The 12,945-nt window shown below is 72.8% G+C and carries 13 protein-coding genes; 4 read left to right on the top strand and 9 right to left on the bottom strand.

The window, feature by feature from the left end; genetic code table 11:
- Positions 1–103: 103 nt before the first annotated feature.
- A complete protein-coding gene (locus tag ABWI07_RS43230; RefSeq protein ID WP_353822110.1) occupies positions 104–1,450 on the top strand; it encodes an alpha/beta hydrolase in 1,347 nt (448 codons plus the stop codon).
- 23 nt (positions 1,451–1,473) lie between these two features.
- Here ABWI07_RS43230 and ABWI07_RS43225 read toward each other — a convergent pair whose 3' ends face one another.
- The gene (locus ABWI07_RS43225; RefSeq protein WP_353822109.1) at positions 1,474–1,866 is read right to left on the bottom strand and encodes an OsmC family protein; all 393 of its coding nucleotides are present in this window, start codon (positions 1,864–1,866) and stop codon (positions 1,474–1,476) included.
- 81 nt (positions 1,867–1,947) lie between these two features.
- Positions 1,948–4,083: a DEAD/DEAH box helicase gene (locus ABWI07_RS43220; protein WP_353822108.1), complete on the bottom strand. Its 2,136-nt coding sequence runs from the start codon at positions 4,081–4,083 to the stop codon at positions 1,948–1,950.
- 299 nt (positions 4,084–4,382) lie between these two features.
- Here ABWI07_RS43220 and ABWI07_RS43215 point away from each other — a divergent pair, with 299 nt between their 5' ends.
- Positions 4,383–4,964 (top strand): LppU/SCO3897 family protein, encoded by a 582-nt coding sequence (locus tag ABWI07_RS43215; RefSeq protein WP_353822107.1) that lies wholly within the window; start codon positions 4,383–4,385, stop codon positions 4,962–4,964.
- 94 nt (positions 4,965–5,058) lie between these two features.
- Here the strand turns inward: ABWI07_RS43215 and glnA are convergent, their stop codons facing one another.
- Positions 5,059–6,483: a type I glutamate--ammonia ligase gene (glnA, locus tag ABWI07_RS43210; protein WP_353822106.1), complete on the bottom strand. Its 1,425-nt coding sequence runs from the start codon at positions 6,481–6,483 to the stop codon at positions 5,059–5,061.
- A 154-nt stretch (positions 6,484–6,637) separates the two neighbouring features.
- Here glnA and ABWI07_RS43205 point away from each other — a divergent pair, with 154 nt between their 5' ends.
- Positions 6,638–7,114, top strand: coding sequence for an RDD family protein (locus ABWI07_RS43205; protein WP_149257468.1), 477 nt, complete (start codon positions 6,638–6,640; stop codon positions 7,112–7,114).
- A 100-nt stretch (positions 7,115–7,214) separates the two neighbouring features.
- On the opposite strand, the gene ABWI07_RS43200 is transcribed toward ABWI07_RS43205, so the two are convergent.
- On the bottom strand, positions 7,215–7,910 hold the full coding sequence (locus tag ABWI07_RS43200; RefSeq protein ID WP_353822105.1) for a DUF4191 domain-containing protein: 696 nt from the start codon (positions 7,908–7,910) through the stop codon (positions 7,215–7,217).
- 47 nt (positions 7,911–7,957) lie between these two features.
- Positions 7,958–8,884 (bottom strand): lipoyl synthase, encoded by a 927-nt coding sequence (gene lipA, locus ABWI07_RS43195; protein ID WP_353822104.1) that lies wholly within the window; start codon positions 8,882–8,884, stop codon positions 7,958–7,960.
- Positions 8,885–9,089: 205 nt separating this feature from the next.
- On the opposite strand from lipA, the gene ABWI07_RS43190 reads away from it, so the two are divergent.
- Positions 9,090–9,590, top strand: coding sequence for a YfbM family protein (locus ABWI07_RS43190; RefSeq protein ID WP_149257465.1), 501 nt, complete (start codon positions 9,090–9,092; stop codon positions 9,588–9,590).
- Here the strand turns inward: ABWI07_RS43190 and lipB are convergent.
- The 4 genes from lipB to ABWI07_RS43170 all read right to left on the bottom strand — a co-directional run.
- Positions 9,572–10,285: a lipoyl(octanoyl) transferase LipB gene (lipB, locus tag ABWI07_RS43185; RefSeq protein ID WP_353822103.1), complete on the bottom strand. Its 714-nt coding sequence runs from the start codon at positions 10,283–10,285 to the stop codon at positions 9,572–9,574. The two genes, ABWI07_RS43190 and lipB, sit on opposite strands and share 19 nt — an antisense overlap.
- 37 nt (positions 10,286–10,322) lie before the next feature.
- Positions 10,323–11,060, bottom strand: coding sequence for a Type 1 glutamine amidotransferase-like domain-containing protein (locus ABWI07_RS43180; protein ID WP_353822102.1), 738 nt, complete (start codon positions 11,058–11,060; stop codon positions 10,323–10,325).
- Between the two features lie 84 nt (positions 11,061–11,144).
- Positions 11,145–12,032, bottom strand: coding sequence for a TIGR01777 family oxidoreductase (locus ABWI07_RS43175; protein WP_353822101.1), 888 nt, complete (start codon positions 12,030–12,032; stop codon positions 11,145–11,147).
- Positions 12,033–12,158: 126 nt separating this feature from the next.
- Positions 12,159–12,945, bottom strand: a 787-nt coding sequence (locus tag ABWI07_RS43170; RefSeq protein WP_353822100.1) for a 2-oxo acid dehydrogenase subunit E2, incomplete at its 5' end; no start/stop codon positions are given.

Below are 12,945 nucleotides of genomic sequence, written 5' to 3'. Positions count from 1 at the left end.
GGCCTGTCTCACGGGGAGCGTGGGACCCGAGGGGGTAGTAGGTGAGTGATGGGGTGACGCAGGAGGGTAGCTCAGCCCGGGCGATGGTTGTCCCGCCCGCGGGGTGCGCTGCGCGACGCTCCGGGTGCCGCTCGACCACGCCAAGCCCTCCGGCGAGCGGATCGGCATCGCGCTGATCAAGGTGCCGGCGGCCGATCCGCACCGGCGCATCGGCTCGCTGGTGTTCAACTTCGGCGGCCCCGGTGGTGAGGGCGTCGACACGCTCGCCCAGGCCGCGGGCCAGTACGCCGACCTGCGCGCCCGCTACGACCTCATCGGCTTCGACCCCCGCGGCGTCGGCCGCAGCAGCCCCGTCGCCTGCGCGGACACCCGCCGCATGGACGCGCTCGCCGCCATGGACGACAGCCCCGACACCGCCGCCGAGGAGCGGGCGTACGCGGCCGGGCGCGCCGCCTTCGTGCGGCAGTGCGAGGCGCGGTCGGGACGGCTGCTGCCGCACGTCGGCACCGTCGACGCGGCCCGCGACCTGGACATGATCCGCGCCGCCGTCGGCGACGAGCGGCTGCGGTACTTCGGGATCTCCTACGGCACCTGGCTCGGCGGCAGCTACGCGCACCAGTTCCCCGGCAGGGTGGGGCGGGCCGTCCTGGACGGGGCCGTCGACACCCGGCTCAGCCGCGCCGACCTGGCGCGGCAGCAGGCGGCCGCGTTCCAGCGCGCCGCCGGCGAGTTCGGGACCGCATGCGCCCGGCTCGGCGCCAAGCAGTGCCCCCTCGGCAAGGACGGCCCGTCCGTCGCCGCGTCCATCGGCCGGTTCCTGGCCGGGCTCGACCGGAAGCCGCTGCGCACCTCGTCCGGGCGGAGGCTCACCCAGAGCCTCGGCACGGCAGGCGTCGCCGCCGCGCTCTACTCCCAGGACGCCTGGCCGTACCTCGCGCAGGGCCTCGTCGACGCGGTGAGGCGCCGCGACGGGAGCCTGCTGCTGATGCTCGCCGACGTCCAGAACGGGCGGCGGCAGGACGGCACCTACAGCAGCCTCGCCGCCGCCAACACCGCCATCACCTGCGCCGACAGCACCGACCGCTACACCGTCCGCGACGTGCGCCGGCTCCTGCCGCGGTTCCGCGCGGCCTCGCCGATCTTCGGGGAGCCGCTGGCGTGGGGCCTGCTCCAGTGCACGGGCTGGCCGGTGCAGGGCGACCCCGCCGCGCGCGAGGTGTCCGCGCCGTCCGCGGCGCCGATCCTCGTCGTCGGCAACACCGGCGACCCCGCCACCCCGTACGCGTGGGCGGCCGCGCTGACCGAGGCGCTCGGCGGCGGGGCCGCGCTCCTCACCCTCAAGGGCGAGGGGCACGGCGCCTACGACACCGGCGACCACTGCGTCCGCGAGGCCGTGCACGCCTACCTGCTGCGCGGCGCGCTGCCGGCGGCGGGCGCCACCTGCGGCTAGCGGCCCGCGGCGCCCGGGGGCCGCTAAACGACCTGGTCGACCTTCATCGGCTCCCGGAGCGCGTTGCCGACGGTGCAGTACTTCTCGTGGACGCGCGCGGCCACGGCCTTCAGGACGTCCTCGGCCTCGTCGTCGCCCTCGGGCAGCTCCACGTCGTAGGTGACCGTGATCGTGCCGAGCGTGCTCGTCGCGACCTTGTCGGCCTGGACGGTCGCGGCGAGGCGCGCCATCCGGTGCCCGCGCTTGGCCGTCAGCGGTTCGACGGTGACCAGCTCGCAGCCGCCGAGCGCGGCCAGCAGCAGCTCGACCGGCGTGAAGACGCCCTCGGTGTCCCCGTCCCCGATCGCGACCGCCGCGCCCCGGCCGTTGACGGCCCGGAAGCCGTCCTCGGTGCGCTCCACCCTGACCTCCGCCATGACAATCCCCTTTGATCGGCTGGTCTCCGCCCGCGAGAACGCGGGCATGCCCCGCGTTCTTCCCTGCGTCCCGGGCCTTCCCTACGTCCCGAGTCTCTCCTGCTCCTCGGCGACGATCTGCCGGGCGAGGTCGCGCTCGGAGATGTCGACCGCGTCGGGGGTCTGCTCCGCGAGGTCGCTGCGCCGCGCGTACTCGTCGAAGAGCATGGTCTTGACGTGCAGGATCTCCAGCATCCGCTCGTCCACGCCGCCGGGCGTGATCAGCCGGTGCACCTGGACGGTCCGCACCTGCCCCATCCGGTGCGCCCGCGCGATCGCCTGCGTCTCCATCGTCGGCTTCACCTGCGGCTCGCAGAGGATCACCACCGACGCCGCCTGCAGGTTCAGCCCGACCCCGCCCGCCTGGATCTGCGCGAGCAGCACGGCGTGCCCCGGCTCGGCGGTGAACTCGTCCACGATCTCCTGCCGCCGCGCCGGCGGGGTCTCGCCCGAGATCGGCCCGCGGGTGTCCGGCCCGAGCGCCTCCCCGACGGCGGCCAGCACGTCCCGGAAGTAGGAGAACACCACGACCTTCAGGTCGTTCTCGGCGGCCTCGACCACCAGCTCCTTCAACCGGTCGAGCTTGGCCGACCGCTTCGGGACGGCGTAGGCGGCCCGGCGCATCGCCATGAAGTTGCCCGCCGCCACGGCCTTGCGGTAGGCGGCCGCGTCGGCCCGGCTGAACTCCTCCAGCTCGTCCACGTGCACGACCTCGGGCAGCTCGACGAGCACGTCCCGCTGGTTGCGCCGCAGGTACACCGGCGCCACGGCCGACCGGAACGCTCGCGCACCCATCGCCGCGTCGTGCGGGCGGACCCGCTCGGCGACCTCGGGCCGCAGATGGGCGACGAGGCTCCGGAACTCCTCGACCCGGTTCTCCATCGGCGTCCCGGTGAGGAACAGGACGTTCTCCGTCCTGCGGCACCACTCGGCGACGGCGCGGGCGCGGCGGGTCTCGTGGTTCTTGGCGTAGTGGGCCTCGTCCACCACGAACATGCCGACCCGCACGTCCTCCGGGACGCCGAGGGAGTGGAGGGTGGCGAGCGTCGTCACCGCGATGCCGCCGTCCCCGGCCCACTTGCGCAGCGCCCCCGCGCGGCCGGACCCGTGCAGCGGGTGCGCGGCGATCGTGCTGCGGGTCTCGATCTCCCGGACCCAGTTGATCAGCACGCTCGCCGGGCACGCCACCAGGAAGTGCGTGGCCCCCCGCGCCCGCAGATGGGCCATCGCGGCGATGGCCTGGACCGTCTTCCCGAGCCCCATCTCGTCGCCCAGGATCACCCGCTTCTGGACGAGCGCGAACCGCGCCCCGAACGCCTGGTACCCGCGCAGCGACACCCGCCGGAACCGGTCGTCGAGCGGCTGGGCCTTCACCCGCGCCGCGAGGTCGGTCGGCAGGAACCCCTCGGCGGCCTCCCGCTCCGGGTCCGCCGCCGCGAGCTCGGCCAGGAGCGTCTGGTACTCGGCCGCCCGCAGCTCGAAGTCGATCCAGGCCTCGTCGGCCGACACGTGCGGCCGCAGCAGGTCGACCGACGCCTGGGAGATCAGCAGCCGGGTGCCGCGCGCCTCCTCGGCGGCGAGGGCCTCGGCCAGCTCGCCGACCGCCGCCCGCGCCCGCTCGCGCCGCGCCGGCGGCGCGAGGAGCCTGCGCCACCACGACCCGGCCGGCCGCGCGTCCTGCACCAGCGGCGCGACGCGCTCGTCGACCTCCTCCGCCACCGCGCGCGCCCGCGGCAGCTCCGGCCCCGCGTTCACCAGCCGGTGCAGCGCGACGACGGCGGGCGTCATCGTCTCGTCCCGCCGGTCGACGTCGATCCGCACCGTCGCCGACCGCTCCGCCGCCTCCGCCAGGCTCCCGGCCGCCGCGTGGAGCTGCTGCGCCGTCTGCGGCCCGATCCCGGGCAGCAGCTGGAGCCGGTACGGCGTCGAGTCGAGCACGTCCGCGACGCTGGTGAACCCGGCCTCCTCCAGCGGCCCGAGCCGCAGCCGCCCGTCCGTGACGTCCTTCAGCCGGGCCAGCGGTATGGAGGTGAGCTGCTCGCGCGCCGCCTCGGTCCGCAGCGGCGCCAGCGCCGCGTGCACGTCGGCCAGCGCCCGGCGGTGGTCGGCGACCAGGTCCCGCGCGGCGCCCAGCAGCGAGTACCCGCCCCTCAGGACGTCCTTGGCGTCGTATGCCATCCCGCCCTCCAACCCGCGCGTTCGGCCCACATGATGCCAGCCCCGCACGCGTGCGACGGCCGCCCCGCCCGGGCGGCCGTGCGCCCGAGCCGATCCCTCACGCCGCCCCACCGTAGGCGGCCCCACCGACACAACACGGGAGCGGCCCGAGGAACGGCGAGAACCCTGCCGCACGCGGCGTCGCCGCGGAACCGATGGAGGTACTGGAGCGTCCCAGCACCACGGGTGAGGACTACGACCGAGCACTGATGTCCCGGTCGCGGACACCGGCCAGGTCACGGGCGGGAAGGCGAAGACCGATGGAGCCGCAGAGACTGCGGACAGACCTGCCGGACCCGTCACCTGGCTTGAGTCGGCAGACCAAGTTCTGGCTGGTCTTCACGAGCGTGTTCATGGTGGCGGTGCTTGTGGGCGCACCCGTCATCGCTCATCTGGTCGGGGACGGGCTTCCCCGGAAGGGCGAGTGCCTGGAGGCCAAAGCGCGCGGGGGTCTGATCGTGAACGTCGACGACTTCCGCGTCGTTCCCTGCACCGCCCCGACCGCCGCCTACCAGGTGGTCACGGTGCGCGAGGGAGACTGCAAGGGCGACGCCTACGGGGAAGCCTCCACATCGAAGAGGCGGGGTAGCGATGACCTGTGCCTCATGCTGAACGCGAAGGTCGGAGACTGCTTCTACCAGGACGCCGGGCTCCCGCACGGCAAGGCCGCCAAGGTGGCGTGCGGACCGTCGGCGACCTACCGGGTCGCCGCCGTGGTCCCGGGCAGGACGGACCCGGCCCTCTGCGGCCGGGATGTCAATCCGCTCGAGGTCGACCCCGGACGGCCCTTCGCGCTCGCCTATCCCGAGCCGCCCGTGACGATGTGCACGGTCGGCGTCTGACCGGGAGCGGCCCTTCGAGCAGGCGGTCCGCGGTCGCTCGCGGAACCGGGCCGAGGCGCGCTGACGACGTTCCGCGTCAGCGCGCCTCCGCGGCCTAGATGTCGTAGTAGAGCTCGAACTCGTGGGGGTGGGGGCGCAGGCGGATGGGGTCGATCTCGAACTCGTTCTTCATCGTGATGTAGGTCTCGATGAGGTCGGAGGTGAAGACGCCGCCCTCCAGCAGGTAGTCGTGGTCGGCCTCCAGGGCGGCGAGGACCTCGGGGAGGCTGCCGGGGACCTGCGGGATGGCGCGGGCCTCCTCGGGCGGCAGCTCGTAGAGGTCCTTGTCGACCGGCTCCGCGGGCTCGATCTTGTTCTTGATGCCGTCCAGGCCGGCCATCAGCATGGCGGAGAAGGCCAGGTAGGGGTTGCAGGACGGGTCCGGCACGCGGAACTCGATCCGCTTGGCCTTCGGGTTCGAACCGGTGATCGGGACGCGGATGCAGGCCGAGCGGTTGCGCTGGGAGTAGACCAGGTTGACCGGGGCCTCGAAGCCGGGGACCAGGCGGTGGTAGCTGTTCACCGTCGGGTTGGTGAAGGCCAGCAGGGACGGGGCGTGCTTGAGCAGGCCGCCGATGTAGTAGCGCGCGTTGTCCGACAGGCCCGCGTAGCCGACCTCGTCGTAGAACAGCGGCGAGCCGTCCTTCCAGAGGGACTGGTGGCAGTGCATGCCCGAGCCGTTGTCACCGAAGATCGGCTTCGGCATGAACGTGACGGTCTTGCCCTCGGCGCGCGCGACGTTCTTGACGATGTACTTGTAGAGCATCAGGTTGTCGGCCGTCTTCAGCAGCGTGTCGAAGCGGAAGTCGATCTCGGCCTGGCCCGCGGTGCCGACCTCGTGGTGCTGCATCTCGACGTGGATGCCCGACTCGATGAGCTGGGCCACCATCTCCGAGCGCAGGTCGGTGTAGTGGTCCATCGGCGGGACGGGGAAGTAGCCGCCCTTGTAGGGGGGCTTGGCTCCGAGGTTGCCGCCGGGCTCCTCGCGGCCGGTGTTCCAGGCGCCCTCGACGGAGTCGAGGTAGTAGTAGCCGGCGTTCTGCTTGGTCTCGAAGCGGACGTCGTCGAAGATGTAGAACTCGGCCTCGGGGCCGAAGTAGCACGTGTCGGCGATGCCGGTGCCGCGCAGGTAGTCCTGGGCCTTGCGGGCGATGTTGCGCGGGTCGCGGCTGTATGGCTCGCCGGTCAGCGGGTCGTGCACGAAGAAGTTCAGGATCAGCGTCTTGTGCTGGCGGAACGGGTCCACGACGGCGGTGCTCGGGTCCGGCAGCAGGAGCATGTCGGACTCGTGGATCTCCTGGAATCCGCGGACGGACGACCCGTCGAACATCAGCCCGTCGGTGAAGACGCTCTCGCCGAAGCTCTCGACGGGGAAGGTGAAGTGCTGCATCTTGCCCGGCAGGTCCACGAACCGGCAGTCGACGAATCGCACACCTTCGTTCCCGATGTAGCTCAGGACCTCTTCGGCGCTGCTGAACATCCAGCCTCCTCAGGGCGGTTCTCGGCTTACAGCACGCTATGGCGGCGCCGTTTCCCGGCCATGTCTCGTATGTTTCCGCTGTGTTACGGGTCACTCCGGGCCTCCCCCCGGGAGCCGTGTCCGAACCTTCGGAGGGACGGGATAGCGTAGGGGCATGAGCGGTGGTAAGGCGGCCGGGCCGCGGTGGACGCAGACGTGGCTCGGCGGTGCGCGCTCGGCCGGCGCCGACCTCGGCGAGCCCGGGAAGCGGATCGGCCTCCCGGAGAGCGGCAGCGGATCCGTCGCGCCCTACGGCCGCCGGCTCCTCGCCCTGTTCATCGACTGGGGCCTGTCGATGCTGGTGGCGAGCCTGCTCGCGCGCTCGTTCGGGTGGGAGCCCGCCGAGCGCAGCACGTGGACGCTGCTCATCTTCGGCCTGCAGGCGTGGGTGCTCACCGCGTTCCTCGGCACGACGATCGGCAAGCGGCTGTGCGGCATCCGGGTCGCCCGGCTGGACGGGCGCCCCGTCGGCCTCGGCTGGGCCCTCGCCCGGACGCTGCTGCTGCTCCTGGTCATCCCCGCGCTGATCTGGGACCGCGACTACCGCGGCATGCACGACCGCGCGAGCAACACGGTCGTCGTCACCATCTAGCCTCGCCGTCACGATCCAGCGGGACGGCCGGCCCGGAAAGCCGGAAGCCTGCCACCCAAAAAGAAAGCGCCCCCGAGGGGGCGCTTTTTTTCGGGGGGCGTCAGCGCAGCTTGGGCTTGGGGCCCTTGGGCATCTTCGCGCCCCTCGGCATCGGGCCCTTCGGCATCTGCATCGACCGGGGGAGCGCCTGGAGCCGGTCGTTCAGCTCGGCGACCTGCCCCTTGGTGAGGTTGCGGGGCAGCTTCATCAGGTGGCGCTGAAGCTTGTCGACCGGGACCTGCCCCTCGTCGTCGCCGACCTGCAGGTCGTAGATCGGCACCTGCTGGGCGGCGCGGGAGATGCGCTTCTTCTCCGCGCCGAGCAGCGGGCCGACGCGGTTGCGCGGGCCCTCCGAGACGAGCACCACGCCGGGGCGCCCCACCACGCGGTGCACCATGTCGAGGTTGCGGTTGCCGCTGACCGCCTCGGTCACCGACCAGTTGCCGCGCATGTTCTTCAGGATCGCGGCGGCCGCGCCGGGCTGCCCGGCGATCACCTTGTACTGGGCGCGCTGCGCCAGCTGCCCGAAGACGATCATGCCGACGGCGAACGCGGCGAGGACGCCCAGCGGGATGAAGAACCAGAGCTGGCCGATGAGCAGCCCGATGAGGATGACGACGACGAGCGTCCCGATCGCGGAGGCGAACACGATCGGCAGGGCCTTCGGGTCGGCCTGGCGGAGCACCTGGGCGACCATGCGGATCTGCTTGAGGCGCCCTGGACTCTCCTGGGCCCCGTCCGTGGGCTTTTTCGACATGCGTCCAAGGATAGTCGGGTCGGGCGGCCGCCCCGCCAGCCCGGTCGTCAGCCGCGCGCGGAGACGGCCTGCTTGTAGAGGCGGCCGGCGCGGTAGCTGGAGCGCACCAGCGGTCCGGACATCACGCCCGCGAAGCCGATCTCCTCGGCCTCGGCCGACAGCTCCACGAACTCCTCGGGCTTGACCCACCGCTCCACCGGGTGGTGGCGGGGGCTGGGCCGCAGGTACTGGGTGATCGTGATGAGCTCGCAGCCGGCCTCGTGCAGGTCGCGCAGCGCCTGGGAGACCTCCTCGCGGGTCTCGCCCATGCCGAGGATCAGGTTGGACTTGGTGACCAGCCCGTCCTCGCGCGCCCGGGTGATGACCTGCAGGGAGCGCTCGTACCGGAACCCGGGCCGGATCCGCTTGAAGATCCGCGGGACGGTCTCCACGTTGTGCGCGAGCACCTCCGGCCGGGCCGAGAACACCTCGGCGAGCTGCTCGGGGACGGCGTTGAAGTCGGGGATCAGCAGCTCGACGCCGCAGCCGGGGACCGCGGCGTGGATGCGCCGGACGGTCTCGGCGTACAGCCAGGCGCCGCCGTCCTCCAGGTCGTCGCGGGCCACGCCGGTGACGGTCGCGTACTTCAGCCCCATCGTGGCGACGGACTCGGCGACGCGGCGCGGCTCGTCGCGGTCGAGCGCGGCGGGCTTGCCGGTGTCGATCTGGCAGAAGTCGCAGCGCCGGGTGCACTGGTCGCCGCCGATGAGGAAGGTGGCCTCGCGGTCCTCCCAGCACTCGAAGATGTTGGGGCAGCCCGCCTCCTGGCACACCGTGTGCAGCCCCTCGGATTTCACCAGGCCGGTGAGCTCGCGGTACTGCGGGCCCATCTTCATCCGGGTCTTGATCCACTCGGGCTTGCGCTCGATCGGGGTCTGGCTGTTGCGCGCCTCGACGCGCAGGAGCTTGCGCCCCTCAGGTGTCACCGTCGTCACGGGTCCCAGAGTACGTCGCGATCTGCGGTCCCGGCACACCGGAGCCCTCCGCCGGGAGGGGCATCGATGGCGTATCGGAGCGATCTCGAACGTATGACGGTACTCCGCCGGTGTAGCCGATTCGCGTGTTTCGGCCATCTCCGTCAATGGATCTCTCTAGGGTGACTCCCTGTCGTCACGCAACAGCGTCAGCAGGAGGACCACCGTGGGTCTGGCAATGTCGTACCTCAGGGTGCCGCCCGTGCTGGAGGGCGAGCCCGATCCCGGCCGGATCGCGCGCCACGTCTTCGGCGACGCGAACTGGCGGCGGCGCGGCGCGGGCGCGCTGTTCGACCTCGGCCGGGCGTGGCAGGCCATGCACTACCTCGTCACCGGCGACCCGTGGGAGGGGCGGCAGCCCGAGGCCGACGTCGTCTGCGGCGGTCGGCTGCTCACCGAGGACGGCGCCGACGAGCTCGGCATGGACGTCATCTACCTCGCCCCGGACCGGGTCAAGCCCGCCGCCGACCACCTGGCCGCGACGCCCTTCGCCCAGATCGCCGGACGCTACGACCCGGCCGCGATGGTCCAGGCGGGCGTCCAGGACGCCGGGCGGCTGGACGGCGCGGCCCGCGAGCGGGTCTTCCAGCCCGCCTACGCGGGGCTGGCCGAGTTCTTCCGGCTCGCCGCGACCGAGGGCCAGGCCGTCTACAAGGTGATGGCCTGACCGGCGACCCCGAGCTGCGCCGTGGTGCGGTGGAACGTCTCCGCCGCGCCCAGCGCCGCCGCCAGGTGCCGCTCGACGAGCGGGACGATCTCGGCGACCGTCACGTCCCGGCCGAGCTCGCGGCTGAGGTTGGTCGACTGGGCGTCCCGGAGCCCGCAGGGGATGATCCGGTCGAACCAGCTCATGTCGTTGTCGCAGTTGAGCATGAAGCCGTGCATCGCGACGCCGCGCGCCACCCGGATCCCGATTGAGCCGATCTTGCGGTCCGGGGTCCCGGGGACCCACAGGCCGCTGCGCCCCTCCACCGTCGCCGTCCTGAGCCCGAGGTCGGCGCAGACGTCCATCATCATCTGCTCCAGCAGCCGCACGTAGCCGACGACGTCCACGGGGTCGGGCAGCCGGACGATCGGGTAGCCGGTGAGCTGCCCCGGACCGTGCCAGGTGATCTTCCCGCCGCGGTCGACGTCCACGACCGGTGCGCCGGGGTCGCCGAACGGGCGGTCGAGCGCCTCGGTCCGCTTCCCCGCCGTGTAGACGGGGCGGTGCTCCAGCAGCAGGACGGTGTCGGGGATCGCGTCGTCCACCCGCAGCGCGTGGGTGCGCTTCTGCAGCTCCCAGCCGTCCTCGTAGGGGACGGCCGCCTCGCCGAACCCCGCGTGCACCACCACCAGCTCACGTACGTCCACATCGCTCACACGGGCAAGCTTATGCCGTGATCGCCCGGACCGCTCCTCAGAACGCGGCGAGCAGCCGCGGCTCCAGCCGGTACTCCTTCGCCGTCCCCGGCCCGTCCGGCTCGATCCGGTAGGCCCCCGCATCCCGCCGGTAGGACACGGCCTGGACGAACTCGGTGCCGACGTAGTGCAGGCCCACCGCCTCGTCGGCCGCGTACCCGCCCGGCAGCGTCCCCTCGCCGACGAGCTGCTGGAGCAGCGGGCGCCGCTGCGGGTCGCTGTCGTAGTGGACGCCGCACGAGTACGGCAGGAAGCCGAGGCCGTCGGTCAGCGGGCGCAGCTGCGGCCCGAACGAGTCGGTGTTGCCGCCGGCGTGCCAGCACAGCGCGCCCGCGCTCTGCCCGGACAGCACGACGCCCTCCTGCCACGCCTCCCGCAGGATCTCGTCGAGGCCGTGCAGCCGCCACAGGGCCAGCAGGTTCGCGACGCTGCCGCCCGACGCGTACAGCAGGTCCTGGCCGAGCAGGTGCGCCCGGACGTCGGGCACGTTCGGCATCGGGAACAGCGCGAGATGGCTGACCTCGGCGTCCATCGAGGAGAACGCGGCGTAGAAGCGGGCCACGTACCCCGCGTCGTCGCCGACGGCGGTCGTCAGGAAGCACACCCGCGGGCGGTCCTGGCCGGTCAGGTCGAAGGCGTAGCGCAGCAGCGGGCTCGGGGCGAGCCCCTCCCTGCCGTCCGGCACGAAGCTGCCGCCGCCGATGGCGAGGATGTGCGGCTGTCCGTCGGTGCTCATGCATCCCCCTCGTAGGCGATCCGTCTCACCGCCACCGTATGGCCGCCGAGGGGGGCTGCCCGGGACTTTGACGTTTCTTGGGGGTCAAAGGACGGCGGCGAGGGCGGAGTCGACGTCCTCGTGCGCGAACCCGAACCCGGCGTCCAGCAGCCGGCGCGGCAGGACCCGCTGGCTGACCAGCGGCCCCTCGTCGGCGAAGCCGCCGAGGGCGGCGCGCAGCGCGAACTTCGGGACGGACAGCCGGGCGGGCCGGTGCAGGGCGCGGCCGACCGCCTTGGTGTAGGCGTCGTTGGTCACCGGGTTCGGCGCGGTCAGGTTGACCGGCCCGGCCATCTCGGTGTCGATGAGGAACCGCAGCGCCGCCACCACGTCGGGCAGGGAGATCCAGCTCGTCCACTGGCGGCCGTCGCCGAGGTCGCCGCCGAGGCCGAGCCTGAACAGCGGGAGGGTGCGGCCGAGGACGCCGCCCTCGCGGGCCAGCACGACGCCCGTCCGCGGGTGGACGACCCGGACCCCCGCTTCGCGCGCGGGCGCGGCGGCCGCCTCCCAGTCGCGGACGAGGTCGGCCAGGAAGCCCTGCCCGGCGGGGGAGTCCTCGTCGACCTCCCGGCCGCCGGTGTCGCCGTAGTACCCGATCGCCGACCCGCAGACCAGCACGCGGGGCCGGGGCGAGGCCGTCGCGATGGCCTCGGCGAGCGTGCGGGTGCCGACCAGCCGGCTGTCGCGGATCTTCTGTTTGTACGCCTTCGTCCACGGCCGGTCGCCGACCCCGGCGCCCGCCAGGTGCACGACGGCGTCCGCGCCCTCCAGCGACTCCTTGTCGACGCACCCGTCGGCCGGGGACCAGCGCGCCTCCCCGGGCCCGGACGGCTCCCTGCGCACCAGCCGGACGACGTCGTGGCCGTCCCCCCGCAGCGACTGCACCAGCGCCGAGCCGATGAGGCCCGACGACCCCGTGACGGTGACCCTCATATCCCCAGCGTAGAGGGACGGCGCCACCGGGTGGTGGAACTCTCCGGCGGGTCCCGCGTTTCCCCGGACGCGCCGGACCCCGCCGGCCGTGCGGCGCGGCGGGGTCGGGGCGGACGTGCGGGAGGGTCAGAGGCCGAGCTCGGCCTCGAAGTTGCCCTCCTCGAGGCGGTGCTTGACCGTGGCGAGGAAGCGGGCGGCGTCCGCGCCGTCGATCAGGCGGTGGTCGTAGGTCAGCGCCAGGTAGACCATCGACCGGACCGCGATGACCTCGCCCAGCTCCGGGTCGTCGATGACGGCCGGGCGCTTCACGACGGCGCCGGTGCCGAGCATGGCGACCTGCGGCTGGTTGAGGATCGGGGTGTCGAACAGGGCGCCGCGGCTGCCGGTGTTGGTCAGCGTGAACGTGCCGCCGGCCAGCTCGTCCGGGCTCACCTTGTTGGTGCGGGTGCGCTCGGCGATGTCGGCGATCCGCTGCGCGAGGCCGCCGAGGTTGAGCTGGCCCGCGTTGTGCACGACCGGGACCATCAGGCCGCGCTCGGGCACGTCCACCGCGATGGAGAGGTTCTCCACCTCGTGGTAGGTGACCTCGTTGGTCTCGCTGTTGATGACCGCGTTCAGCTTCGGGTGCGCCTTGAGGGCCTCGACCGCCGCCAGCGCGAAGAACGGCATGAACGACAGCTTGACGCCCTCGCGGGCCTGGAAGTCGGCCTTGGCCTGCTCCCGCAGCCGCGCCAGCTTGGTGATGTCCACCTCGACCACGGTGGTGAGCTGCGCCGACACCTGCAGCGACTCGACCATGCGGCGGGCGATCGTCTGCCGCATGCGCGACATCTTCTCGGTCCGGCCGCGCAGCGCCATCTGCTCGGCGGGGGCGCCGGCGGGCGCCGGGGCGGCGTGCCGGCCGACGGAGGCC

This window comes from Actinomadura sp. NPDC000600 (assembly GCF_040492135.1).
GTDB lineage: Bacteria > Actinomycetota > Actinomycetes > Streptosporangiales > Streptosporangiaceae > Spirillospora.
Note: the sequence above shows the minus strand (reverse complement) of the source record. Positions and strands in the feature narration are given on the sequence as shown.